Here is a 25,576-nt window from a genome sequence, read left to right on the forward strand (position 1 = left end):
AGACGCTGCACCTTATCCAAGCGGGAGTAGCGCCTTGCCCTTCGGCTCAGTTCTGCTGGCTCGACATCAGCGCCTGATGGATCGGCGCCACCCATTTGTCGGTAGCGATATCGTAGGCGCCGAAGCTGCCTTCGAACTGCCAGTAGCTCCAGGCAAAATGGTTGCTTTCCGCTGCCCGCGCCACGCTTGCGGTCCATGCCGCCCGCGATGCGATATCGCCTTTGTCGTAGGCGCCGAACTCGCCGAGCAGGATCGGCCGATCATGGTTGCCCGACCACGCGGCGATCGTTGAAAAGTCCCGGACGATCTGTTCGTGCTCGGCTGGACTGCCCCATTTTACGCCGATCAGCTTTTCGCGGCTTGGATTTGTCCAGGTCGCACCCTGGTGCGTGAAGGCGAAGGGATCGTAATAGTGAACAGTCACGATGATATTGCGGTCGTCTTCGGGAAGCGACAACTTGTCGAGTGAATGGAAGTTGTTGGAATTTGCCGGTCCGATCACCACGCTGCGATCGGGATTCGTCTTGCGAATGACAGTGAGCGCTTCGCGCAGCAACCCGTTCCAGATATCCGGGGTTATCGCCTTGTTCGGCTCGTTCAAGATCTCGAAGAGAACGCTATCAGGTTCATCCTTATAGCGTGGTGCGATCTGGTTCCAGAAGGCAATCAGCTTCGATCTGCAATCCTCGGCGTTCTCAGCGCAGGCACGATAGTCGTGCTCGTCGAGGATGACTTTCAGACCCGCTCCGGTCGCCTGTTTCACCACGTCATCAAGCTTTGCGAGCCATTGCGCGTCGAGGTGGCCGGACTGATCCATATGCGAGAAGGCTTGCAGATTGACGCGGATGTTCTGAAAGCCGCTGTCATGCAGCATCTTGTAATAGGCGGGCTTGAAGCGAGCCTTCCCGGCATCGGTCCAGAGAGGGTCATAGCCGAGAACGTTGACGCCTCGGCCGAGTTTTGTTGCGGCCTGGCCTGCTTTTGTCGAAGGTGCGGCAACGGCGGCGGTGATGGCAAGCAGCGTAAAAAGGCCAGACAGGAACAGGCGCATGCTCACCTCCATGACATCTGAAGCGAACTTCAGCCCGCCTTGTGTCCGAAATAGGGTGCTCCAGCGCCTATCGTTCGACCAGATGGATCGGCAAAGGGTGCATCGGCCGCAGCGTGACCTTCATGATCGGCTTTGGCGAAGGTTCGTTCGGACCGGTGACGCGGAACCTTTGCAGCAGGACGGCAAGGATCGCAACGGCTTCCATCATGGCAAAGCCATTGCCGATGCAGACACGCGGGCCGGCACCGAACGGCATGAAGGCAAAGCGATGGCGGCTCTTGGCAGTCTCGGGTTCGAAGCGCTCGGGATCGAAAACCAGCGGGTCCTCCCAGATGGAGGCGTGACGATGCACGGCATAGATCGGCACATAGAGGATCGTTCCGGCCGGAATCGTATAGGCGCCAAGGGTAAATTCGCGCAGTGCCGCGCGCGAGATGATCGGGGCCGGCGGGTAGAGCCGCATGGCCTCGGAAAAGACCTGTCGGGCATAGGTGAGTTTGCCGACATGTTCGGCAAGAAGCGGGCCGCCATCTGTGGCAGCGGCGATCTCGTCGAAGAGCCTGGCCTGACAGTCCGAATGGCGGGCCAGGAGATGGAGCGTCCAGGCAAGGCCGAGCGCCGTCGTCTCGTGTCCGGCGGTGATGAAGGTCATCAGATTGTCGATGATCTCTTCGTCGTTCATCGTGCGACCCGTTTCCGGGTCGGCTGCACCAAGCAGCATGGACACGAGGTCGCTGCGCTCGATACCACTGCGCCGCCGTTCGGCAATCACTTTAGCAAGGGTCGCCCGCAGGAAGGTCACGGCCGCTTTTGCTTTTTCCTTGCCTGGATGCGGCATCCACTCCGGCGCGCCGAGCAGGCCCAGCGCAAATTTCCAGCCAGTCGGCTTCAGATAGTCGGTGATGTTACGCTCGACTCTGTCGACATCGATGCCTTCGCCGCCAGACATCATCGTCTCGACGATAATGTCGAAGGTGGTGCGCATCATTTCCTGGCAGAGGTCGAGAGCGCCGTCTTTATGCGTGAGCCAAAGATCGCGTCTGCGCTGGGCGGCTGCGATCATGGCTGGCTGAAGTTCGAGAAGCTTTTCGTGGCGAAAGGCACCGGCCACGGATTGACGCTGCCATTTCCAATGAGCGCCATCCGAGGTCAGGATGCCATCGCCAAGTGCTGGGCCGAGCAGGCGGCGAACATCCTCGCCCTTGCCGAGCGCATCGGAATTCCTCACGAGAGCCTGGTAGATAAGTTCTGGATCGGCGAGATAGACCCGTAATTTTCCGCCTAACCGCGTAAAGACGACTGGCTCATCGAAGATCTCGGGTGGCAGCGCATCAAGGGGATTGCGGATCAGTGAAAGGAGCACATGCGGCATCGACCGTGGCGTCAGGGGAAATGCGCCCGGCGATGGATCGGCCGTGTTTACGCGTGCATTCATCCTTCCGCCTCCTTGTTCAGTTCCACGAATGCCTGTAGATCAGGATTAAGGCATTTACCTTAGAACAGGTAAGGTGAATACCTTAGGCATTCAAGAGGAAAAAGCGTGGCGGAAAACAAAGGCAAAAGAACGGAGCCGACAGCACGACCCAGTACGCGCGAACGGATCCTTGTCTCGACATTATCGCTCTTCAACCAAAAAGGCCCCGAGGCAGTGACAACGGCGGAAATCGCAGAGGCTGTCCGTATCAATCAGGGCAATCTCTACTACCATTTCCGCACCAAGGAGTCCCTGGTAGTGGCTCTGTTTTCCCGGTTCGAGGCCGATGCGCTGGCGCTCGTCGCCGAGGCGGACGCCGTGCCCGCGCCCGACTCGAAAGCCTATGCCGGCTTTCTGCGCAAATGGTTCTCCCTCGTCTGGACCTATCGCTTCCTCTTTCGCGACCTTCCGGGCCTATTGGCGACCGCGCCGGGATTGAGGGGGCCGATTCTGGCTGTCAGTGCCGGCATGCGTCTTTCGGTCGATGTCATTTTTCAGCGCATGGAAACAGCCGGTCTCATTAGCGTCGCTGCGGATGACCGGAAGCCGCTATTGGCCAATGTTTGGATCGTCTCAACCTATTGGGCCGTTTATCTCGGGCTGCAGGAAGGCGTTCGCGACCTCAGCCCGCAGCACGTCCATTGGGGGCTGAGCCAGGTCGCGAGCCTCTTGCGTCCCTATCTTTCACCTCAGGCAAAGGCCGATCTCGAGGAGATGCTTTCAGAGCCCCTTGCCTGAACTCTGAATACCGGCATAGCTGGGTGGCCTCGCGAGGTTAAGATGCGCGCGCAACAGCATCGCGAAGATTGCGATAGCCTGTCGCCGGATGCGGTGCGACAAGCCTCGGTCCGCTGCCGCCGAGTTTTTCCCGCAGTGTTCCCGAGCGGTAGTCGGTCTTGTAGACGCCGCGCTTCTGCAGCTCGGGAACCAGAAGATCGACGGCATCCTCAAAGCTTTCGGGCGTCACGGCATAGGCCAGATTGAAGCCGTCGACATCGGTATCCTCTATCCATTCCTGCATCAGGTCGGCAACCGTTTGCGGCGAGCCGACAAAGACCGGGCCGAAACCGCCGATGCCGACCCAATCGGCCATTTCGCGCACCGTCCACTCCTTGTTTGGGTCGATGGTCGTGAAGGTCTCGACGGCGGATTGCACGGCATTGGTATGGCGATGGCGAAGTACCTCGTCAGGCGAGAACTGGCCGAAGTCGATGCCGGTCCAGCCTGATATCAGCGTCTGCGCGCCTTCGAAGGAGGCGTATTGCCGGTATTCGTTGAACTTGCGCTGCGCTTCCGCGTCGGTCTCGCCAAGGATCACGGTCTGGAGGTTGAAGGCAAGAATTTCGCGTGGGTTGCGCCCGACACGCTCGGCCGCTTCGCGAACATTGGCGACATAGCGCTTCAGCACCGGCTTGGAGGGCGCAGCCACGAAGATGCATTCGGCATGCGCGCCGGCGAAATCCTTGCCGCGGCTGGAGGCGCCTGCCTGATAAAGCACCGGTGTGCGCTGCGGCGACGGTTCGCTCAAATGAATGCCGGGAACGGTGAAATGCTTGCCGGAATGGCGGATGGGATGCACTTTCTCGGGCCGCGTGAAGATGCCTTTTTCCCGGTCGCGGATAACCGCATCGTCCTCCCAACTGCCTTCCCAGAGCTTGTAGCAGACTTCAAGATATTCTTCCGCCAAGCCGTAGCGGTCATCGTGCTGCGTCTGCGCAGACTGGCCTATATTCAGCGCGCCGCTGTTCAAATACGAGGTGACGATGTTCCAGCCGACACGCCCCTTGGTCAGGTGATCGAGCGTCGAGATGCGTCGCGCGAAGGTGTAGGGATGCTCGAAGGAGAGCGAGGCGGTCAGCCCGAAGCCAAGATGCTCCGTCTCATAGGCCATGGTCGGGATAAGCTGCAGCGGATCGTTGACCGGCACCTGCGCGGAGTGGCGCAGCGCCGCGTCGACATTGCCGTTCAGCACGTCATAGACGCCGAGCACGTCGGCGATGAACAGCCCGTCGAACTTGCCGCGCTCCAGCGTCTTTGCCAGATGGACCCAATAGTCCATATCCTTGTAGGTCCAGGACTTGTCGCGCGGATGCCGCCACAGGCCTGGTGACTGGTGTCCGACGCAGTTCATGTCGAAGGCGTTGAGCCTGATTTCGCGGGTCATGTTGTTATTCCTGCATGATATGGATCGGCGGCATTCAGGCGCCGACGGCTTTCTTGTTGACGAAGCTGAAGGCGAGCACCGCGAAGATCAGGAGACCGGTGCCGACCTGCTGCCAGTAGAAGTTCAGGCCTGTAAGCAGCAGGCCATTGGCGACGATGCTCAAAAGCAGCACGCCGAGCACCGTGCCGGCGACATTCGGCCGGCCGAGCGGCGAAAAGGTCGTGCCGATGAAGGTGGCGCCTATGGCGTTCAGCATGAAGCCGTTGCCGGAGGAGGGGATATAGACGGTCACCGTGGCCGTCAGGATCAGCCCGGCAAAGGCGGCGATAATGCCGGCGAGAATGAAGGTTGCAGCGACATGGGCTCGGAGCCCGATCCCCGAATAGCGCACCGTCCGCGGCCGGATGCCGATCGCCAGAACCACGCGCCCGAAGCGCATCCTGGCAAAGAGCAATGCGGCACCGACGATGATGACGGCCGCGATCAGCAGCGGCACGGGAATAGTGCCAAGCGTTCCATGGCCGATAAAACGAAATGCCTCGGGCACACCGGATGGCGGCAGATAGACCGGATTGCCGCCATCCGTCAGCAGCTGCTGGATGCTGCGGCCGATGAACAGCGTTCCAAGCGTTGCCAGGAATGGCGATACGCCGATTCCGGAAATCAGCACCGCGTTGAACGCCCCGACCAGTGCCCCGGCGCCAAGGCCCGCCAGAGCAGCCAAAGGCACGGGCACGCCAGCCAGAATGCTGGAAACGAAGGCAAAGCTCGCAAAGTCGACGGATGTCCCCACAGAAAGATCGATGCCACCGGCCGCAACGGCAAAGGTCATGGCGATCGAGACGATGGCGAGCAGCGTGAAATTGTTGACGAGAATGCTCTGCAGATTGCCGGCGCTGAGGAATGTCGGCGCGACCGTCGAGAAGAGCGAGAAGACGGCGATGAGCGCGACGATGAGGCCATATCGGGCAACACCTGCGAACGGTCGTGCTGAAACAGCGGTAGCGGACATGATCAGATCTCCCGTTTGCGCAGCAGGGTTGTCGCCGAAACGACAATCAGGATCAGCAGCCCCTGAACACCGCTCACCAGCGTGCTCGGCAGGTTCAGAAGCTGGAAGCCGTTGATGAGGAAGCCGACGAACAGGGTTGAGATCAGCGTGCCGCCGATCGTCGGCACGAGCCGGCGCGAGAAGACCGAGCCAAGCAGGGCCGTTACGACGACCGGAAGCAGCATCTCGCCGGAACCGGTCGTGCTGCCGCTGAGATAGGATACCGATAGGATGCCGGCGATCCCGCCGCAAAGTCCGCTGGCGACGAAGGCGCCCGCGACCAGCTTTTTCAACGGCAGGCCGGCCGCGCGCGCGGCTTCGGGAAACTCGCCGACGGCGTAGAGCCGCAAGCCGAGCGGCGTATATTGCACGATGGCCGCGGCGATGATCGTAAAACCGATCAGGACATAGGCGAGAATCGGTATGCCGAAGCCATCCGAGGCCGAAAGGATTGTCAGAAAATCGGTCGCCGCCGGAAGAACTGTATTCTGGGTCAGAACCAGTTCCAGGCCGGCGACGACATTCATGACAGCCAGTGTTGCCAGCAAGGGCACGATGCCCGCCAGCACGATCGCCAGCGCGTTGACGGCACCGATCGCCAATCCGGTGGCAAGTGCACCCGCGCCGGCAGTAAGATCATTGAAACCCAGCTGGATGAGCGTTGCATAGACCGCGGCGCTCAGGCCCATATTGGCCGCAAGCGAAAGGTCGATACCGCCGGTGACGACGTTGGAACCGCCAGCGATGAGGACGATCGTCAAGCCGATGGCGAGAACGCCCGAGATGGCCGATTGGCCGAGCACGTTGCCGATATTGCCGACGGTCAGGAAGTAGGGTGCCGTCAACGCGAAGATCACCAGGATCGAGGCGAATGCGAGCAGCGAGCCGAAGCGCAGGGTTGCGGCTGCAAGCTTGCTGCCCGATGGCAGCGATCGCCCGGCCGGAGCCTCGGGAAGGGAGGCAAATTGGACATCAGCCGACATGGCGCAATCCTTCCACGGCGCCGGTCGATGCCGACAGCACTTCATCCGTTGTGGTCTGTGAGGAAACGAGCTCGCGCGTCAGCCGGCCGCGGAACAGCACGAGGATCCTGTCGGTAATGCCCACGAGCTCAGGCAGGTCCGACGACAGCACGATCACGCCGGCGCCGCGTGCGGCAAGCTCGCCGATGAGCGAGTAGATCTCCACCTTGGAGCCGATATCGACACCGACGGTCGGCTCATCCAGCAGATAGATTTCCGACTGGCGGCTTAGCCATTTGGCGATCGCGACCTTCTGCTGGTTGCCGCCCGAGAGCGTGCGCACCAACGCTTCGCGGCCTGCCGTCTTGATCTGCAGGCGCTTGATTAGCTCGTCGGTATCGCTGCCCTCGCGTTTACGGTCGAGAAAGCCGAAGCGCGTGTAGCGGGAAAGGCTCGATAGCGTGATATTCTCGCGCACGCTGAGATCGAGGCCGACGCCGTGGCCGCGACGATCCTCAGGCACCAGCGCCAGCTGATGGTTGACAGCCTCGGCTGGACTGCGCGGCTTCAGGGCCTGCGTCTCGATATCGATCTCTCCGCTCGTCGCCGCCTGCAGTCCGAAGAGGGTGCGCACCAGATCCTTCGCCCCGGAGCCGAGCAAGCCGGTGATTCCGAGGATCTCGCCGCGGCGCAGGGTGAAACTGACATCGTGGAAGCGATTGGCTGCCGAGAGATGACGAACCTTAAGAATTTCGGCGCCGAATTCCACCTGCCGCTTCGGGAACATCTCTCCGATATCGCGCTCGACCATCAGGGTCGCGATCCCGTTGGCCGAGGTCTCGCTCATGGGCAGGGAGGCGACATCGACGCCGTTGCGGAGCACCGTGACATCGTCGCATAAAGCCTCGATCTCGTTAAGATAGTGCGAGATGTAGATGATGGTCACTCCTTCGCTGCGCAGACGGCGGATCAGGCGAAAAAGGATGTCCGCCTCCTGCCGGACCAAAGCAGCGGTCGGCTCGTCGAAGACGAGAAGTTTCGGTTGGTGCAACAGCGCTCGCGTGAGCTGAACGATCTGCTGCTCGGCTGTCGAGAGCTCGCTGATCAGCGCGTTCTTCGGCAAATCCACGCCGAAATAATTGGCAAGGATCTCCCGGGCGCGACGTTGCATCGCGCTACGGTCGATAAAGGGCGTGCCGCCGAGGCGCAGCTCCCTGCCGAGGAACAGCGTCTCGCCCACGGTGAAAGTCGGAACCAGCAGCCGGTCCTGGTGGATAAAGTGAATGCCGAGTTCTTCGCACAGATGCGGCGTCAGCCGATCATAGCCTCGGCCTTCGATTTCGATGCGGCCTTCATCCGGCTTGTGCAGGCCGGCAAGAAGCTTGATCAGTGTCGATTTGCCGGCGCCATTCTGCCCGACCAGCCCATGCACGGTACCGCGGCGTACGGTCAGCGACGCGCCGGCCAGTGCCTGCGCACCGCCGAAGCGCTTCACGATGCCGTCAAAACGGACGACGTGGTCCCGGCTGTCGGCCGCAGGCGCAGGCTCGGTTGCTGTCATTGGAAAAGGCCCTCGCATTATGCGGGGCGATGCGGCGAAAGCCGCATCGCCGGTTCATATGTCAGCCGATGCCAAGCTTCTTGACGACGTCGGAGACGTTGCTCTTATTGGCCAGAAGAGCAGGCACGTAGGTTTCGTGCGCCAGGGTCTGCCCTGCCAGCAGCTTGGCGACGTTGCGGATGGCGGTGCGGCCGATTTCTGCCGGTTGCTGGGCCGCATCGGCACCAGCAGGCGAGTTCGGATCGGCGACCAGCTGCAGCACTTCCGGGCTGCCGTCGACGCCATAGGTGCGGATTTCCGTGCGGCCTGCGGCGGCAAGAGCCTGCGTGGCGCCGAGCTGGGGAATATCCCAGGCGGACCAGATGGCCTTGATCGAACCCTTCTCCGGATACTTGTTGAGGATCGCGGTGATCTGGGCGAAGGCGTCCTGAACCGTGTTGGGAATGACGTCCCGTAGCTCGGGTTGAATGATCTTCACCTTCGGGAAATACTTGACGACATTGACGAGCTGGTCATAGCGGATCGCGCAGGGCGTAACGCCATAGAAGCCGTTGAAAGCGATGATATTGCCTTCGCCGCCGATATCGGAGACGAGCTGCAGCGCCAGATCTTTGCCGATGCCCCAGTTGTCGGATGTGGTGTTGTTGATCGAATTGGTGGACCCGACATCGACGGTCAGGACGGGAATACCCGCGTCCCGTGCCTTTTTCAGCCAGGGATCGATGACGCTCAAGGTGCCGAGAATCTGGACGATCGCGTCCGGCCGCTGTGCGATCAGTGTCTGCAATTGCGACACCAGCTTGCCGTCGTTACGACCGGCATCGACGGCGATCGGCGTGCCGCCGAGCTTCTTCACTTCGTCGATCTGGGCATTATAGGCCTGCAGATCGAAATAGTGGTCGGTTCCCGTTGCGCTGATGGCGATACGCTTGCCTTTTAGAGACAAGGCATCGTCGGCTGCTGCTGCCTTGCTTGAGATCAGCCCAGCGGTCGCCAGGGCTGCGCCGGCAGCGGTCAGTTTCAAAATGTCCCGGCGCCCAAGGCCGGTCGTTTGCTTATTGTCCATTAAAGAATCCTCTCGAGCAATAGAGCATAAAATAGATAGATTTAGGCGCATTACAGAGGAATGGTTTTCCAAAACACGAGCGGCCGGGGAAATTTCCGTGGGCCGCTTCCGGGGCTCAGCGATCAGGGTTTCTGCCGAGCCCATAGGTTAGCGCCAGTGCACCTACGAGAACTGCGCCCTTGACGAAATCCTGCGTATAGTAAGGGGCATTCAGCATGGTGAGCCCGTTCAGCAATACGCCGACGAATACTGCTCCGACGATCGTGCCAAGCACGTTCGGGCGGCGCAGATTGAGGACGGCGTAGCCGATCAACGCGGCCGCGACGGAATCCATCAGCAGGGAGCCCCCGGAGGAGACGTCGCCGCGCCCGACGCGGGCGGCAATGACGATGCCGCCGAGGGCTGCGAGCACGCCGGAAATCACATAAGCAAATGTCTTCAGCCGCGTTGTCGAAGCGCCGGCGAGCCGGGTGGCGAGTTCGTTGCCGCCGGTGGCGAAGAGCAGCCGGCCGATGCGGGTCCGCTCGGTCAGTACGAAAAGCACGATGGCGACGACCGCCATCAACACGACGGCGACTGGCAGGATGGAAAAGAGATTGTAGCGGCCGATCAGAAGGAAGGATGGATCAAAGGCGCCCGTCGCCTTCGAGCCGTCCGGCAGCACCATGCCGGTCGAAATCGAGCGTCCAGCCGTCGGGATCAATTGCAGGCCCGAAAGAAGGAACATCACTGCGAGCGTGGCGAGCAGATCCGGCACGCGCAGGCGCACGATGAGGAAGGCGTTGACGAGGCCGATCACGGCGCCGAAGGTCAGCACCAGAGGCACGGTTGCGAGAGCGTCCAGGTGCCAGACGATCATGGCATAGCTTGCCGCCATGACGCTGGAGGCGGCAATCGCGCCGATGGACAGGTCGAAACCGCCGACGGCAAGGGTGACCGTGACGCCGGCGGCGAGGACCGCAACAACAGACACGGCCTGCAGGATACTCATGAGATTTGCGATCGTGATGAAGGCGGGCTGTGCCGCGGTAAAGCCGACCAGCATGGCCAGGAGCAGGAGGAACACTGCGCCCGCGCGGAGATGGTGGCCGACTACAGCAAGGCGGCCTTTGACGCCGCGGCCGTCCTGTGCGGCCGCAGCCGCAAATCTGTCGTCATCGATCGTTGTCATGCGGAAATGCCCTCAATGGCTGCGGAAATTGTTTTGTTGCCAGCGATGGGGCGCAGCACGTGGTGATCCATCGTGAGAATGCGATCGGCGACCTCGTAGGCTTCCTCCGGGTCGGAGGTGGCAATCAACGTCGCGCGGTCGCTGCGCGCACGGATCGCCTTTATGATGTCCTGCCGCGCGCCGACATCGACCCCCTGAAAGGGTTCGTCGAGCAGCAGGAGCGGGCATGGTTCCGCCTCCCAGCGCGCGATGACGGCCTTTTGCTGGTTGCCGCCGGACAAGGTCCAGATAGAGGCTTGCGGACCCGCTGCCTTGATGCCAAGGCGCGAAATCGCCTTTTCCGCCTCGCGCCGCTCACGGCCGCCGAGCAGGAAGCCATGGGGATACCATTTGTCGAGATGCGGCAGGCTGATCGTCGCCGCCAGGGAGGAGCCCGGCCAGGCATCCGGCATGAGCGAAGAGCGATGGCGATCCTCTCCTGCCATGGCGACGCCGGCTGCGACTGCCTCGCCAGGCGAGCGAGGCCGATAAGGTCGTCCGTTGAGCAGCATATCGCCCCCGGCCAACCGGGTGGTGCCGAAGATCGCCGCCAGCAACCGGCTTTTTCCGGCCCCGAGTACGCCGGTCACGGCAACCACTTCGCCGGCATGAAGGCTGAGGTCGAAGGCTTCGCTTTGCGAAAATAGCCGCGTGCCGCGCATTTCAAAGACCGCCGGGCCCGTGGCCTGCCGCACATCGGGGCGCGCGCTATCCAGCCTGCGGCCGATCATCGCTTCGATAGCGGCAGAAAAGTCGATCGGCCGGGAAACGCTGCCGACCACCCGTCCGCCGCGCATGACCAGCGCGCGATCGGCTATAGCCTCCAGATCCGCCGTCCGATGCGAGATATAGAGGATCGCCAGACCCTGAGCACGCAGCCGCAGGAGGACATCGAAGAGCCTCCGGCTTTCGGTTCCCGATAGACTGGCTGTGGGTTCGTCGAGGATCAGCAGTTCTGCCTTGTTGGCCAAGGCGCGCGCGATTGCCACGAGCTGGCGGTCGGCTGCCGAGATATCGCCGAAATCACGATCGAGCGGCAGTGAGAAGCCGGCTGCGTCCAGCATTGCCTTGGCCTCGCGCCGAACGCTCTTGCGCGAGACGAAGAAGGGTGTTCCGCGCTCGGCGAACCGGTTGAGCAGCAGAACATCGGCGACGGTCAGTCCGGCAGGACCGATGAGATCCGTCGATTGATGGACGGTGACGACACCCGCCCGAGCCGCTTCAGAAGGGCTTCTGGGCAAGAACGGTTGCCCGTTGAGCCGGATCGTGCCGCCGTCTGCGGCAAACACGCCCGACAGAATCTTGACCAGCGTCGATTTTCCAGCGCCGTTGGCACCCATCAGCGCGACGATCTCTCCGCGCTCGATCGCAAAGCGCGCGGCATCGACGGCGCGTGTCGAGCCGAAGCTATGCGTAATATTGGAGACGTCAAGAAGCGCCATTCAGAGGGATCCGGGTTCCTGTTCGAGCGCTGATAGTGCGCAGCATGGCCACCGGATTTCCAGGCAAGCCCTTGCCCTGAAGGCCTGCCGAGGCGAACAAAGAATCTCAGAAGGCCGCGAAATTCGGATGATTTACTCTACTAAAAACATAGAGATTATATCTAATAATTTCATGCGTCGCAGGGTTGGCATTCCGTCAGACGACGCTTCCGATTGATCACGAGGATCGCGACGATGAAATCCCTTCCGCGGCTTGCCCTGTCAGCCGCCATTCCGCTCTTTTTCACGCAAGCAGCAATGGCCGGCGGCGTGAGCGGCGCTCCTGCTCCCTTCGACAAGGGCGGCGTCAAGATCGCTCTCATCAGCTACATTTCCGCCGGCGACTTCTTTCAGGCCTATCAGGCCGGCGCCGAAGCCCAGGCCAAGGCGCTCGACATCGATCTGCGCGTCTTCCCGGGACGTCAGGATGCCGCCGAACAGCGTGAGCAGATCCTGCAGGCGATCAACCTCGGTGTCTCGGGCATCGTCATCGATCACGGCCTGCCGGAATCGCTCGGTGACGTCGTGGAACAGGCGCTCGACAAGGGCATCAAGGTCGTCGCCTTCGACGTCAATCTCAACAATCCGAAGATCCCGCAGGTCGAGCAGAGCGACCACGAGCTTGCCGATCTCGCCTTGAAGCAGGTCGTCAAGGATAATGGCAGCAGCTTCAAGGCGGGCTATGTCTATGTCGCAGGCTTTGCGCCGCTCGACCGCCGCAATGAAGTCTGGGAGACGTTCAAGTCACAAAATACTGGTGTGGTCGAAAAGGCCAGCTTCGGCAATGTCAGCGATACGACGGCAACCTCCACGGCCGACCAGGCAAAGGCGGCGTTGATAGCAAATCCCGACATCACTGTCGTCTTCGCCCCCTATGACGAATTTGCCCGTGGCGTGAAGCTTGCGGCCAACGATCTCGGCATCGGGAGCAAGCTGAAGATCTATTCGGCTGACGTTTCCACCGCCGACATTCAGGAGATCATCGAGCCGGGCAGCCCCTGGGTTGCGACCGTCGCGACCAATCCGGCCGTTGTCGGCGCCGTCTCCATTCGCGCCGCCGCCCTGCAGGTCGCCGGTCAGGATGTTCCGCATCAGATCACCGTCAAGCCGACGCTCCTGACCCAGGAGGGACTGCGCACCGCCGGTGTCAAGACGATCGAGGAGCTGGCGCAGAAGGTTCCGGCGTTCAGCACGAGCGACGCGGTGACCGCCACCTGGATCCCGGACAAGCTTTTCTAAGCTGCCTGCCTCGATTTGCCGGCGGGATCACGAGACCCCGCCGGCTCATGTCATAGAATCGGAGTGATATCATGAGCCAGTCCAACGTCGTCTTCGCGAGCAATCGGAATACCACGCGAGAGGATCTCTTTGCCAGGGCCGAGGAAATTGCAGCTGACCTTTCGAAACGCGCCGCCGAGCTGGACCGTGAAGGCCAGCCGCCGCTTGGCGAAATCGTCAAGCTCAAGAATGCGGGATTGCTGAATGCGCTGCATGCGCCGCAGATCGGCGGCGGTGGTCTCGATTGGGTTGATGGCCTGCGTTTGACCCGCATCCTCGCCCGCGGCGAAAGCTCCATCGGCCAGCTTCTCGGCTATCATTTCGTCAACAGCCAATATGTCTACTGGGCCTTCGACGAGGCGCGCGCACAGGAGCTCGGCAGCAAGACGGTGGCTAACAGCCTCTATTGGGGCGCGGCCGTCAATCCGCGCGATCCCGGCCTCGTGCTGACGCGGCGCGGCAACGGCTATGTCCTGAACGGCCGCAAATCCTTCTCCACGGCGGCGCACGTCTCCGACTATATCAACGCCAATGCCGCCCTCGACGACAAGATCGTCGGCTTTGCCGTTCCGACCAATCGCGCGGGTTACAAGGCCAATGACGATTGGGATAATTTCGGCCAGCGCCTTTCCGATAGCGGCAGCGTCGAATTCCATGATTTCCCTGTTTATGAGGAGGATCTGGACAAGGTCGCAACGACCGGCGATGCCGCTCCCGTCTTGGCTACGTTCAACACGCCGCTCATTCAGCTTGTTTTCGTGAACTTTTATCTCGGGACCGCCGAAGGCGCGTTGCGCGAGGCGGTCGATTATGTCCGCACGACGACGCGGCCTTGGGTGACCTCAGGCGTCGAGCGGGCGGCCGACGATCCTTATATCCTCGAGCGCGTTGGCGAGCTGACCGCCGCCTTGAAGGCGTCTGCGGCCCTAGCCGATAGCGCCGCCGCTGTCGTTCAGGCCAATCTTGCCAAGGGTCATAAGGCGACCGCGCGAGAACGCGGCGAGGCTGCGGCCGAAGCCTATGCGGCGAAGGTCCATGCCACGCATGTTTCTCTTGATGTGACTGCCCGCGTTTTCGAGCTCACCGGCGCGCGTTCGACAGCTGAGAAATATCGCTTCGACCGTTTCTGGCGTAATGTGCGGACCCACACGCTGCACGATCCGGTCTTCTACAAGGCAAGGGAAGTCGGAGAATTCGTTCTCAACGACACGATCCCCGAGGTCAGTCTCTACAGCTGAATACACATGGTTATGGGGTATTTCCCCGTGTGAGCGAAGCGCTGTTTACAGAGAGTTTTACAGTGCTTTGTTTGTTTCTCGCATATCTCTGATGCGGCCTGCTTACGTCGGCAGGCCTCATTCGGCTGGCGAATGGCTTCGCATGTGCCAGACCCGCGATTCCACCGTCGGACGATCTCCGATCCGATTCTCTCATGTCATCCAAATAGAGCCGAATTCGGCAAGTCAGGCCACGCGGCTACAGAGCCGCGAATGTGCTTGCTTTGAATCCGCGGGCTCTGTTGAGGATCAGTCCGATTCCGGATGAGATCGTGATATCGTTGACGTCCGCAACAACGTGACGAAAATCGTGGTAAGTGAGACAAGGACATGACTGACAGGCTAAAAGGCAAGATCGCGATTATTTCCGGAGGGGCGACCGGTATGGGAGGAGCGGCCTCCCGGCTGTTCGCACGGGAAGGCGCAAGGGTCGCAATCATCGACCGGAACGGCGATGCAGCGGCGCAAACCGTCAGCGATATTCGCGCTGCCGGAGGAACCGCCGAGCATTGGATCGCGGATGTCTCCGACGAGACGGCGGTTACAGACGCGGTGAAGGGCGTGGAAGCCCTATTCGGCGCGGTCACCGTGCTGTTCAACCATGCGGGAACGATCGTCATCAAGCCATTCCTGGAAACGACAGTTCAGGAGTGGGATTGGCTTCATGCCGTCAATGTCCGTTCCATGTTTCTAATGACCCGGGCAGTGCTGCCGGGCATGATCGCTGCGGGCGGTGGCTCGATCGTTTGCACATCGTCGATTTCTGCCGTAGCTGCAACGCCGATGGAAGTCCTGTATGACACCACGAAGGGTGCGGTTCATATGTTCGCCCGTGCGGTCGGCGTTGAATTTCGAGACCGAAACATTCGCTGCAATGCCGTATGCCCCGGATTCATCCGAACGCCGCATGGCCTGCGGGAGGTTTCCGAGTTGCAGGCTCTGGGTGTCGACGTGTCGGATGCCGCTATCGCCGCGCAGCAGGGCCGCATCGGCGAACCCGAGGATGTGGCCCAGGCCGCGCTTTATCTCGCCAGCGACGAATCGCGTTTTGTCAACGGCGCCCACTTGTTTGTCGACAACGGCTTCACCGCGATCTAATTGCGGAGAGGCTACGTGGCTGTCGAGCAGATCGATGGCTGAAAAATGGTTGGGGTAACATGCCCTTTTGAGGCGCTGTGCGTTCGAGCGGTGGATGCCTCATTTTTTCGACACGCCTGCGATGCCGTGTTCGACAACGGCACCATGAAACCTTTTGATTTTTAAGCCGTTATCGTGCTTATGACCCACGCTAAATTCAATCCGAAATCGGGCGGCGGTACCAAACCGCGCGGCCTTAAGAAGTCGCGCCAGGAAAAGGCGTCGACTGTCGAGGTCGCGCCGCCGCCAAATGTCATCGAGCCCGATCCAGAGTTGACGCCTGAGGAGGCCGAGCGGGCGCGCAAGAGGTATTTGCTGACGCGTTTCTGGATCAGTGCGCGCGGTTACTGGGGCAGCAGTGGCGACAGCCTCGCTTGGCCGTGCTCAATGGCACTATTGACCCTGATCGGCATCAATGTCGGCTTCCAGTATGGAATCAATATCTGGAATCGCGCGATTTTTGACGCCATAGAACAGCGTAATGCCAGCACCGTATATTTCCTAAGTGCCGTGTTCCTGCCACTCGTGCTCGGAAGCGTAGTCCTTGTCGCTGCCCAAGTCTCCCTTCGTATGGCGATCCAGCGCCGCTGGCGCTCCTGGCTCACTACCGCGGTGATCGCGCGCTGGCTCGCAAACGGCCGGTACTATCAACTGAATCTCATCGGCGGCGACCACAAGAACCCCGAAGCGCGCATCACGGAGGATTTGCGGATTGCCACTGAATCACCTGTTGATTTCACCGCTGGTGTCATTTCCGCATTTCTGTCGGCCTCGACCTTCATTGTGGTGCTCTGGACGATCGGCGGGGCCTTGACTCTGACGATCGGGGGTTCGAGCGTCACTGTTCCCGGCTTCCTCGTCATCACTGCGGTACTCTACGCCGCGATTACGTCCAGCTCGATGGCGCTTATCGGCCGCCATTTCGTCCACATCTCGGAGGTCAAAAATCAGGCGGAAGCCGAATTTCGCTACACGCTGACGCACGTGCGGGAAAACGGCGAGAGTATCGCATTGCTCGGCGGTGAAGAGGAGGAGCGTAACGACGTCGACAAGACGTTCGCCAACGTGCTCAGGCAATGGGCGCTTCTTGCACGCCAGCATATGCGCACCTCGCTTGTGTCGCAGGGGTCGAGCCTGTTTGCGCCAGTCGTACCGATTTTGCTTTGCGCTCCAAAGTTTCTCGAAGGCAGCATGACTCTTGGGCAGATAATGCAGGCTGCCTCCGCCTTCGCCATCGTTCAGAGCGCGTTCGGATGGCTGGTCGACAACTATCCCCGGCTTGCCGATTGGAACGCCTGTGCCCGGCGCATTGCTTCGCTGATGATGTCGCTCGACGGGCTCGAGCGCGCGGAACAGAGCAACGCCCTGGGACGCATCAAGCGCGGTGAAACTGAAGGCGATGCGATGCTCAGCCTGAACGATCTGTCGGTGTCGCTTGACGACGGCACCGCTGTGGTCAAGGAAACCCAGGTCGTGATCGAACCAGGCGAGCGGGTGCTCGTGGCCGGAGAATCCGGTTCAGGCAAGAGCACGCTGGTGCGGGCCATCGCAGGTCTTTGGCCGTGGGGCAACGGCAGCGTCAATTTCCACGCCGACAGACGATTGTTCATGTTACCGCAACGGCCTTATATCCCTTCCGGGACGCTTCGCCGTGCAGTCGCCTATCCGCGTGCCGCCGATGACTGGACGCTGGATACGATCAAGGCAGCCCTCGACAGGGTGGGGCTCGATTATTTGAACGATAAGATCGAGGAGGATGCGCCATGGGACCAGACGCTGTCGGGTGGCGAAAAGCAGCGGCTCGCGTTTGCGCGTCTCTTGCTGCACGATCCCGATATCATCGTGCTGGATGAAGCAACGTCAGCGCTCGACGAGAAGAGCCAGGACAAGATGATGGAGACGGTGATCCGTGAATTGCCGAAGGTCACGATCATAAGCGTAGCGCATCGAGCCGAGCTGGAAGCCTTCCATAGCCGCAAGATCACATTGGAGCGGCGCGAAGGCGGTGCAAAGCTTGTCAGTGATATTGATCTTGTCCACCGTAAGAGAAAGCGGAATTTGCTTTTGCGCCTTTTAGAGAACCGGCCCTCCGCGGAGCGGGACCGCGAGTGAAACGGCACCGTCCCAGAATGGAAATTGAAGTCTGCCTGGTCGGCGTTCCCGGAGGCGCCTGGGCAAGCCTGCACTGTGGAGAGGGCTGTCGTATTGCGCCACCAAGTGGCTCAAAAAACTTCTTGGGCCCGCTATCACGAGGCGAACCATTCTATCCAGAGGAATTGAGCTTCCGCTCGGGCGCAGATCAGAACTCGAAAATGCGTATGCCTGAGTTCACAAACGCCATACGCACGAAGAACGCGCCATCGGCTGCCCGCCTCCCCGGTGGGAAGGGCCTTTGGAAAAGGCCCTTCCGGCAGCATTATTCCAGGATTTTCACAACCTTACGGGTCTTCGGCTGGACGATAACCCGCTCGTGGTTAACGTAGGCGTAGGCGTAGGTTGGATTGTCGGGGACCGGTGTGACAACAACGGTCTCAGGGAGCGGCTGGCCGACAACTATCCTATCTTGCACGACAGTCTCACGGGAAGGCATTGGCTGCTCTTCCACGTAGGTGACGACCTTCTGGGGCGGAGGGTCGATGGCCGTTCCGACGATAGCTCCGGTCACGCCGCCGACTGCCGCGCCCACAGGGCCGCCAACAACTGCTCCGGTAACCGCGCCACCCGCAGCCCCGGTAACTGTCGAGGATTGTGCGAAGGCTGAACCAGCAAGAAGGCCAAAGGCGGCCGCTGCTGAAACGATGACTTTCGTATTCATAGCATTTTCCTTTCCTTTTCCTTTCCTTTTTGGCTCGTACGAGCTTAAAGGGGAATGCCCGTCGCACCAGAATGTTCCTCCTCACAAGCTGCTTGGCGTCATCACGAGTTGCGCCGTAGCGACAAAATCCGTGAAGGGTGACGCGCACGACATAGGCTCAAGGTCTTGTCCCGATTGCCATATTCATCAGATCATTCAGCGCATGAGGCCGGCGGAACGAAGGGCATTTTCGATGACACCCCGGATACCGTCGGCGGACGCAGGTATTGGTCGTTCCGGCAGCGCGTCGTTTTGATGGGGCTCGGGATAGCTTCGTTTGCCAAAGGACGGCGTCAGGCCCCAGGATCGGGCGATATGCGCGGTTGAAGAGACGCCGACATCAAGCATGAACGGACCAGTAACGCCGAGACCGCTCTTGGTGTCGATCGGCGTTCCGTGACCCATACCGTCGATTCTATGGAGTTCGATCGAGACGAAACCGTCCTCCATTTCCCATCCGGTGATGCGATGGTTGGCTTCCGAAACCGAGGATGTGGGCGAAGAGGAAGACACGCCGTGAATGCTTCGCCATTGCTCGACGAGTCCACGGGCGTTCGCCTCGGCGACAATGTGGTCCCGGGTGCCCTGCCAGACAGAGACAATGGGCCACGGCCCTCGATGTGGTGATGCCTCGGTGATCTTGGCGGAAAGGATTGACGCGGATGGAAGGCCGTTACCGCGCATCCGCTCAAAGGCTTCCGGAACGGTAGAGGCGACGTTGTAGGGCAGGCCCGCGATGATTGCGCCGCCCGCGAATACTTCCGGATAGGTCGCGAGCATGACGTTGGCCATCGCGCCGCCGGCTGAAAGTCCGGTGATGAAAACCCGCTTGCGATCTATCTGCTGCTCACGGCATGCCATTTCAATCATCTGAACGATCGACATGGCCTCCCCTTCGCCGCGGCGCGTATCGCCCGGCTCGAACCAGTTGAAACAGAGATTGATATTGTTCTCCCGGCGCTGCTCCGGATAAAGAAGAATGAAGCCATGTTCGTCGGCAAGGCGGGACCACCCAGAACCATGATCGTAGATTTCAGCTGTTTGGGTACAACCGTGCAATACGACGACGAGGGCAGGGGGCTGCTCCGGCGAAGAAGGAACATATATCTTTGCGGCCAGTGCCCCAGGGTTTGAACCGAAGGCTCCGAGATCTCCGAGCCGAGACGTCGCAGCACTATTGCCGAGGTGTCCAACTCGCTGCTCTGCGAGGCGTTTGATCGTATCGGAAAGGGATGTCATTGCATGCTCCAACTATCAAAGCCGGAATGGCAGTGACAAAAGCAAACGCGCACTGCTCCATTTTGTTGCACTGCACAAAACGATTTACAGGATGAAACAGGGTAGGGGGCGAGCTTTCCGGGAATACCCGGCAGTTTTGAAGCCGCCATACTTGCGACAAACCGTTGCGATGGCCAGGAAAGGGGAGCTTGGAAACATTGATCACCAATTCCGTGACGATCGCTCCGAGGCTGGCAGCAGCGGCGGGTGGGCGGTCATGGTTGATGTCCTCAGGGGCTGCAGGTTTGCGGTGCGAAAGCCTTCCCCGGTATGGACGTCGTCGCTCAAGGCAGGAAAGAGAATCCGTTATTCGTGCTCCTTATGAACCGGTTTTTTCACGCAATGTCATTGCGATAGGAAGGCAATTGCCGTTGTGCGGTTTGCCGGCCGCTCAATGGAACCACGTCGACGGCCGAGCGTTTCTCTATGGCTATATCGGGCACTGCTGACATTTCGTCAGGAACCCCGAATGGGAGGAAAATATGAAAACGCTGCTGATCGCGATCGGCCTTTTAGCCGCAACAACTTTGCCGGCTCTGGCAGCCGAACCTGTCAAGATGGTCGACACCAAAATGGGCAAGGTCATGGCTACGGAAAAGGGCATGACCCTCTACACATTCGACAAGGATACCAAAGGTAAATCAAACTGCGACAAGGATTGCCTCAAGAAGTGGCCAGCCTTCCATGCTGCCGACAAAGCCAAGGCAGAGGGTGAGTGGTCGTTGGTCAAGGATGCCGATGGCAAGCAAATGTGGGCTTATGGCGGCAAGCCGCTTTATACCTTTACTGGAGATAAAAAGTCAGGCGACATGAACGGCGACGGCGTTGCCAACCTCTGGCACGTGGCTAAATAGCCGGATAGGCATGGAGTTGCAGAGGGCGGCCCTCGGATCGCCCTCTATTTCGTACTGCAAATTCCCGTACAATGTCTTCGAGGTCCGAAACCCGAACGCAAAGCCCTGCCTTGCGGTTGATGTCGATATGGGGTCCGGCAAGAGAACACGACCCGTTAGCGCGATACGAATGTCGAGGAAATCCGGATACTTCATCGTCCTGGCGCCCAGGAAAAGGCATTGCGGTCGCGCAGGCGACAGAGTTGTGGAATCCGCCCGCGATTTCTTGCCGACGGAAAATGAATACCCGTCAAGCTCCGCAGAACGCGAAGCCCCAGGTTCATTCTATTCTAAGGTTAGCCAGCGCAGGCGCCTGCTTAGACCTACCAATGCCATCAGCGCGGTAGCGTAGGTCAAAGCGCCGGTAGTGATCTGAAGAAAAAGACCGACCCGCCAGGACATGTCTCCCGACAGATTGTGGACCACCATCACAGTCGCGATCATCATTATGCTCGCAGGCAGGATCAGCAGGATAACTCCTTTCGAAATCTCCACCCAATCCACCTTCGCAATCTTCGACTGCAGTCCGATGCAGGTCGCCAGCGCGAAAGCGGCCGTAAAGCATTGAACGATCGCCAACTCTCTCAGCCCAAACCGTGCAAACACGACGACGGCCGCAAGCGATACAGCAACGTTCAACACGGTAACGGGGAGCCGGTACCGGATTCGATCGATGACGGATAGCGACGCCTCGTTGATGTAGCCAGGTGAAAGCAGCAATTGGCGCACACAAAGAAAGGGTATTATGGAGGCTGCAGGCATCCATGCATCGCCAAGTAGAAGACGTACGACAGGTTCGCATACCTGCGCAAGACCGAGGTACATGGGCGCTGCAATGGCAAACAGAATGAGAAGGAATCTCACGCCGGCGTGGCCGATCGAGCGCGCCGATGCGCCAGGCTGCCCGTGCGCACGCCGGAAAACCACCCAGCTCAACGACCGCGCCGGTTCGCCCATCAATTCCGACACGACTGAGACGACGCGCTCTGCCGCACGATAGAATCCCGCATCCGCTACCCCTAGAAAACTCCCCACGACCAGGGTACCCGAATATGATCCGAGAAAGACGACCAGACGATTTCCGACGATCTGGCGCGAGAATGTTACGACTTCGACAAACACAGGTGCCGTAAGCCGTAGACGCGGTAGCCGCATCGTAACGATCATGGATCCTGTCAGCAAAACAAATTGGCAAACTATTTTGGCCGCCGCCAGAGCCGATGCATGGGCATCAAGGTGGAGCAACGCCACTGCCGTGAGCAGGCCTACGACCTCTCCAACGACTCTGACGAGTGCACGTTGATGCAGACGACCGGAAGCGACCAACACGCCGTCGAAAGTGGCGGTTAGCGCCGCGGGCAACATCCAGCAACTTAGAAGAGCGAGAAGCCAACTTTGCGCGACGTTGGCTGTAAGGGCGTAGAAGACCGTGGTACCGATGAGGCCGACGATCGTAAATATTCCGCCACTGCAAAGCGAGATAGTGGCGACTTGATCGAAGCAATCGCCGCTATCTCGCGATTTCATCATGAATTCCGCCCAGCCACCCTCCGCTATCACCACCAGCAGCATGGCAATGGCCGAAACGAAAGCGAAAAGCCCGAATTCGGCGGGGCTCAGCATGCGTGCCGCAAGGAAGAACATCGCGATTTGCGAAACCTGTGAAACGATCTTCGCTACGACGATCCAAACGCCGCCGGACACGATCGCCCGTATAAACTGACGTCTTGTGGGTCCGTCCCAATGCGGTGCTTCGCTGTCCGTGCGGGGTCCAGCGTCCTTGGTCGGTGAAAACATGTGAAGCGTTCCAGATTGATAGATCACCGGTCGCCTCGCCTCGATTGACGATCTCGGCGGCCGGTGCAAATTCGCGAGTTAGTGGTCGTCACGACGAAAGATGACCGAATATCGCCGAGCCCAATCAGCCTCGCTGCGATCGATCGGCTCACGGCCCCAGCGAAGCCACGGCCAGCCGGTTTTTAATCCCTCCGCTTCCCATATCTCTTCCTGGTTCATCAGCACGGGCCGAAACCCGAATTCCGTCAACACTCTCGTTTTAACGTCGAGATCGATCCCGTCGACGACCAGATATCCGTCGCGGGCGACAAGCCTTACCATGTTCCGTAGGCATCGTTCGGCCAAGTGGTCGTCCATCGGCCCCATGAAATTGTTTGCCAGCAGGAAATCCTGCGGCTCGAAAAGCTCCGGAAGCTTATCGTCAGTCGCATCGGCGGTCCGCCAGGTAACGCCTTCCGTCACCCAGTCCCTTACCCGCAACGATCCATCCGCAAGAGGCTCCAGGAGTTTGACGAGTGATGGCACATCAGCGCCGGCGACTTCCGCCCTGCCTGCAGCGTAAAGACCTCCCTCGGCAGCCGGAACATCGGGAAAGTAGACGCCTCGCCGTGCGGCCTCCACCACCGCATCCGATATGTCTGCGCCCTGCGCGGTGACATGCAAATCGCTCCGGAGGCTTTTGATCGTGTAGAGAACGGAATAGAGTTCGGCCCCGGTACTGCACCCAATAGACGCGATCTTTAGGTGGCTGCTACGCGGATAGTGGGACGCGAGTGTTGCGATAGTCGACAACAGCGGCGGGTTGCGCATGAACTGGGTATAGTGCGACTGAAACTTCCCGGTGTGACGGGTGAATTGGCGGTAGATGTATCGTCCGGCACGGAACATGGCCGGCGTTCGCCGGACTGGGTGCGGAAGTGTCTCCCAAAGAGCGCGACACAGGCGAAAGGGAGCCTGACGAAGGGAATTAAATCCAGTGATGGCGAGCGGCATTATATACTCCTTCTAACGTAGCGCCGATCCCAACGAGGATCAGGCAAACAACAGGGTTTCAAATCGGATTGGTGCAAACGCGCGCTAAGAAGCTTTCCTGCGCTATCATCGAAAGACAGGCCCGGAGATTGCCGACCCCATACCGAGGCAGGCCGGCAGGATGCGGCGTCCGGCTGCTATCGTACGCATGTCGGCTCACTTCGGAGTTCGCGTATCGCAGAAGCGAGACTATCTACCGGGAGCAGAAGTGCGCAGTCGTGTCGCGATAGAGCCTACGAGGGATACAGAAAACTCTGTTGCTCTGGAGGAAACAGTGGCAGCCCATGGGGCAAGAAGTATGCCCGGACAATCTCAGATACTGCAAAATAGAGCGAAGGGCAGATCACATCGAAGGTAGAATAAGCAGCGCTGTAGCGTTTACAGGCTTGCATCGACCGCTGGACCCGTTTGGTTCCAGCGGTGTGGCTGGACCAAATACAATCACGCGGAACGCGCGACGATCCAGCAGATAGCTCTATCCTGCCCAATTCCCGATGACCTTTTCCCGTGTGGAGATGCGGAATGTTTGCGGCAAGCGCAATCGCCGCCAAAATGCCGACGATCACGAGAAATCTTTGAGCCAAGGATATCTGAAGATTCTGCATACAGAGGTTTTAGGTCGGCCCATCACTCGCCTCAATTCGCCAAATCGGAGCGGGTCATCGTCAAAAAGGCGTAGCGCCAATTCGAGTACCTCCTCGGTTTAAGATGATGGTAGGGCAATGTAAACTTGACGCTGTGAAAACAAGATCTGGGAGTGAGATCTTGGTTCATGCGGCGTGAGGGCGCCTCTGACATCTGGAGAGAGCGCCATTGGACTATCTCTAGCGATGAGGCATATCTTTCGTCAGCTCATCAAAAGAAGGTGCTCGACGTTTTGCCTTCATGAGCAAATCGAGCTCAATCGCCGAGGGGCCAAACCGAAGGAAGAGGTCTTCGGCGGTGCCACGGTCCAGGCGGTACTTTTTCTGAAATTCCGCCAGTGAATAAGGAGCACCCCTTACGGGGCGTCGTCGTTGAAAAGTCCGTTGTGAATCCATGCCCGACTTCTCCTCGCTGTTTCGACGAAGCAAATCGATAGCGTGGCTGAAAGTTCCACTACGGCCAAAATATTGCAGAAAGGCACGTGAAAATAGATCAAGGAGGAATGCGGTGTCGCGGCGCGCGCTGTTTAGCTTTGACCGGTCACATTGGTTCGAACACATCATGCTTGGTTTATGATCTTCGGCCAGATGTTTGTCGTGCCTAAGCAAGTCGAAAGCAGCAGAGCTTTGCCGGTGGCTCGGATAGTATAAGTGAAACCCGGCGAACGGCTGACACCAGTCCTCTGGAGCGGTTCAGCGATTCATGGAATCGCCAAACCGCTCTATCTGTTATTTTTACGCAATTCCAGACGGAAAACCGCTGCGCACTTTTCCTGGAATTGCTCCAGCACGCGGCACAGTGATTTGTCGGCGGTGGTGCGCTGCTTTCCAAAACAAGGGCGATGCCATACCCTTTCAGCTGCGCATCGAAGTGACGGCTGCGAGCCTCTCCGACACGTCGCCCAGTGCCCGGCGCAATGTCTCAATCAACCGACGTATAGCCTGGCTGAGGGCCGATTGGGATATGCCGAGCCTGATGGCCGCCCGAGTGAAGCTTAAAATCGCTTGCACGGGATCTCAACGGGGTCATCGTGCAGAGCCGGTTCACACTTTTGGCTCCGCGGAAGCAGGTTTCCGCCAGGCTGCGCTTTCGGCGGAGAGTAGGTTATATCTATTTGGAGCGGGGAGCCGGCTTGGGCTTTTTAGCTGTGCTTATGCCTAGCTCGCGGTTCAGTTTCTTTTGTGCGAGCTTGCGCGCACGCCGTATTCCCTCAGCCGTTTCGCGGGCGCGCTTTTGGGAAGGCTTTTCATAATACTCGCGCAGCCGCATTTCCCGGAAAACACCCTCCTGCTGCAATTTCTTCTTCAGAAAGCGTAGCGCCTGATCGACGTTGTTGTCTCTAACAAGGACTTGCAATCTTTTCTC

22 protein-coding genes and 1 pseudogene are annotated in these 25,576 nt (G+C 59.6%); 7 read left to right on the top strand and 16 right to left on the bottom strand.

Features of this window, described 5'->3' with window-relative positions; all coding sequences use genetic code 11:
• Window positions 1-46: 46 nt before the first annotated feature.
• Window positions 47-1,051, bottom strand: a complete 1,005-nt coding sequence (locus GA0061101_RS17410; protein ID WP_092574298.1) for a glycoside hydrolase family 5 protein — start codon at window positions 1,049-1,051, stop codon at window positions 47-49.
• Window positions 1,052-1,118: 67 nt separating this feature from the next.
• Window positions 1,119-2,486 (bottom strand): cytochrome P450, encoded by a 1,368-nt coding sequence (locus GA0061101_RS17415; protein ID WP_047555521.1) that lies wholly within the window; start codon window positions 2,484-2,486, stop codon window positions 1,119-1,121.
• Window positions 2,487-2,591: 105 nt separating this feature from the next.
• Here GA0061101_RS17415 and GA0061101_RS17420 point away from each other — a divergent pair, with 105 nt between their 5' ends.
• The gene (locus GA0061101_RS17420; RefSeq protein WP_092574301.1) at window positions 2,592-3,263 is read left to right on the top strand and encodes a TetR/AcrR family transcriptional regulator; all 672 of its coding nucleotides are present in this window, start codon (window positions 2,592-2,594) and stop codon (window positions 3,261-3,263) included.
• A 37-nt stretch (window positions 3,264-3,300) separates the two neighbouring features.
• On the opposite strand, the gene GA0061101_RS17425 is transcribed toward GA0061101_RS17420, so the two are convergent.
• From GA0061101_RS17425 to GA0061101_RS17455, 7 genes are all read right to left on the bottom strand, one after another.
• Window positions 3,301-4,689 (bottom strand): LLM class flavin-dependent oxidoreductase, encoded by a 1,389-nt coding sequence (locus tag GA0061101_RS17425; protein ID WP_092574303.1) that lies wholly within the window; start codon window positions 4,687-4,689, stop codon window positions 3,301-3,303.
• Window positions 4,690-4,723: 34 nt separating this feature from the next.
• Window positions 4,724-5,701 (bottom strand): ABC transporter permease, encoded by a 978-nt coding sequence (locus tag GA0061101_RS17430; protein WP_092574305.1) that lies wholly within the window; start codon window positions 5,699-5,701, stop codon window positions 4,724-4,726.
• A gap of 2 nt (window positions 5,702-5,703) precedes the next feature.
• Complete coding sequence (locus tag GA0061101_RS17435; RefSeq protein ID WP_092574307.1) at window positions 5,704-6,723, bottom strand: ABC transporter permease; 1,020 nt, start codon at window positions 6,721-6,723, stop codon at window positions 5,704-5,706.
• Window positions 6,713-8,263, bottom strand: a complete 1,551-nt coding sequence (locus GA0061101_RS17440) for a sugar ABC transporter ATP-binding protein (protein WP_092574309.1) — start codon at window positions 8,261-8,263, stop codon at window positions 6,713-6,715. Before GA0061101_RS17440 ends, GA0061101_RS17435 begins: the two co-directional genes overlap by 11 nt.
• Before the next feature lie 61 nt (window positions 8,264-8,324).
• The gene (locus GA0061101_RS17445) at window positions 8,325-9,329 is read right to left on the bottom strand and encodes a sugar ABC transporter substrate-binding protein (protein WP_037191451.1); all 1,005 of its coding nucleotides are present in this window, start codon (window positions 9,327-9,329) and stop codon (window positions 8,325-8,327) included.
• 115 nt (window positions 9,330-9,444) lie between these two features.
• Window positions 9,445-10,500, bottom strand: coding sequence for an ABC transporter permease (locus GA0061101_RS17450; RefSeq protein WP_092574311.1), 1,056 nt, complete (start codon window positions 10,498-10,500; stop codon window positions 9,445-9,447).
• A complete protein-coding gene (locus GA0061101_RS17455; RefSeq protein WP_092574313.1) occupies window positions 10,497-11,981 on the bottom strand; it encodes a sugar ABC transporter ATP-binding protein in 1,485 nt (494 codons plus the stop codon). Before GA0061101_RS17455 ends, GA0061101_RS17450 begins: the two co-directional genes overlap by 4 nt.
• Before the next feature lie 234 nt (window positions 11,982-12,215).
• Between GA0061101_RS17455 and GA0061101_RS17460 the strand changes: the two genes are divergently transcribed.
• The 4 genes from GA0061101_RS17460 to GA0061101_RS17475 all read left to right on the top strand — a co-directional run bounded on the left by GA0061101_RS17460 (window position 12,216) and on the right by GA0061101_RS17475 (window position 17,824).
• A complete protein-coding gene (locus tag GA0061101_RS17460; protein ID WP_092574315.1) occupies window positions 12,216-13,259 on the top strand; it encodes a substrate-binding domain-containing protein in 1,044 nt (347 codons plus the stop codon).
• A gap of 71 nt (window positions 13,260-13,330) precedes the next feature.
• On the top strand, window positions 13,331-14,536 hold the full coding sequence (locus GA0061101_RS17465) for an acyl-CoA dehydrogenase family protein (RefSeq protein WP_047639731.1): 1,206 nt from the start codon (window positions 13,331-13,333) through the stop codon (window positions 14,534-14,536).
• Between the two features lie 369 nt (window positions 14,537-14,905).
• Complete coding sequence (locus GA0061101_RS17470) at window positions 14,906-15,673, top strand: SDR family NAD(P)-dependent oxidoreductase (RefSeq protein ID WP_037191433.1); 768 nt, start codon at window positions 14,906-14,908, stop codon at window positions 15,671-15,673.
• Window positions 15,674-15,853: 180 nt separating this feature from the next.
• The gene (locus tag GA0061101_RS17475; RefSeq protein WP_047639732.1) at window positions 15,854-17,824 is read left to right on the top strand and encodes an ABC transporter ATP-binding protein/permease; all 1,971 of its coding nucleotides are present in this window, start codon (window positions 15,854-15,856) and stop codon (window positions 17,822-17,824) included.
• A gap of 304 nt (window positions 17,825-18,128) precedes the next feature.
• Here the strand turns inward: GA0061101_RS17475 and GA0061101_RS17480 are convergent, their stop codons facing one another.
• Together GA0061101_RS17480 and GA0061101_RS17485 are read right to left on the bottom strand one after the other, a co-directional pair.
• Window positions 18,129-18,527 carry a DUF1236 domain-containing protein gene (locus tag GA0061101_RS17480; protein ID WP_047639733.1) on the bottom strand — a complete coding sequence of 133 codons (399 nt, stop codon included), beginning with the start codon at window positions 18,525-18,527 and terminating at the stop codon, window positions 18,129-18,131.
• 195 nt (window positions 18,528-18,722) lie between these two features.
• Window positions 18,723-19,805 carry an extracellular catalytic domain type 1 short-chain-length polyhydroxyalkanoate depolymerase gene (locus tag GA0061101_RS17485; RefSeq protein ID WP_092574317.1) on the bottom strand — a complete coding sequence of 361 codons (1,083 nt, stop codon included), beginning with the start codon at window positions 19,803-19,805 and terminating at the stop codon, window positions 18,723-18,725.
• 521 nt (window positions 19,806-20,326) lie between these two features.
• On the opposite strand from GA0061101_RS17485, the gene GA0061101_RS17490 reads away from it, so the two are divergent.
• Complete coding sequence (locus tag GA0061101_RS17490) at window positions 20,327-20,698, top strand: COG4315 family predicted lipoprotein (protein WP_037191418.1); 372 nt, start codon at window positions 20,327-20,329, stop codon at window positions 20,696-20,698.
• 324 nt (window positions 20,699-21,022) lie between these two features.
• On the opposite strand, the gene GA0061101_RS17495 is transcribed toward GA0061101_RS17490, so the two are convergent.
• The 3 genes from GA0061101_RS17495 to GA0061101_RS17505 form a co-directional block, all read right to left on the bottom strand.
• Window positions 21,023-22,534 (bottom strand): oligosaccharide flippase family protein, encoded by a 1,512-nt coding sequence (locus GA0061101_RS17495; protein ID WP_092574319.1) that lies wholly within the window; start codon window positions 22,532-22,534, stop codon window positions 21,023-21,025.
• Between the two features lie 78 nt (window positions 22,535-22,612).
• Window positions 22,613-23,422 carry a CheR family methyltransferase gene (locus GA0061101_RS17500; protein WP_167669568.1) on the bottom strand — a complete coding sequence of 270 codons (810 nt, stop codon included), beginning with the start codon at window positions 23,420-23,422 and terminating at the stop codon, window positions 22,613-22,615.
• 968 nt (window positions 23,423-24,390) lie between these two features.
• Window positions 24,391-24,606: a hypothetical protein gene (locus GA0061101_RS17505; RefSeq protein ID WP_092574322.1), complete on the bottom strand. Its 216-nt coding sequence runs from the start codon at window positions 24,604-24,606 to the stop codon at window positions 24,391-24,393.
• Between the two features lie 101 nt (window positions 24,607-24,707).
• On the opposite strand from GA0061101_RS17505, the pseudogene GA0061101_RS40115 reads away from it, so the two are divergent.
• Window positions 24,708-24,815, top strand: a pseudogene (locus GA0061101_RS40115) (YkgJ family cysteine cluster protein); the annotation flags it as partial.
• Between the two features lie 250 nt (window positions 24,816-25,065).
• Here GA0061101_RS40115 and GA0061101_RS17515 read toward each other — a convergent pair.
• Window positions 25,066-25,221 (bottom strand): helix-turn-helix domain-containing protein, encoded by a 156-nt coding sequence (locus tag GA0061101_RS17515; RefSeq protein WP_081938671.1) that lies wholly within the window; start codon window positions 25,219-25,221, stop codon window positions 25,066-25,068.
• Window positions 25,222-25,321: 100 nt separating this feature from the next.
• Window positions 25,322-25,567, bottom strand: a complete 246-nt coding sequence (rpsU, locus tag GA0061101_RS17520; RefSeq protein ID WP_037191410.1) for a 30S ribosomal protein S21 — start codon at window positions 25,565-25,567, stop codon at window positions 25,322-25,324.
• Between the last annotated feature and the right edge of the window lie 9 nt (window positions 25,568-25,576).

The sequence above is a fragment of the Martinezella lusitana genome (assembly GCF_900094565.1).
Lineage (GTDB): Bacteria > Pseudomonadota > Alphaproteobacteria > Rhizobiales > Rhizobiaceae > Rhizobium > Rhizobium lusitanum.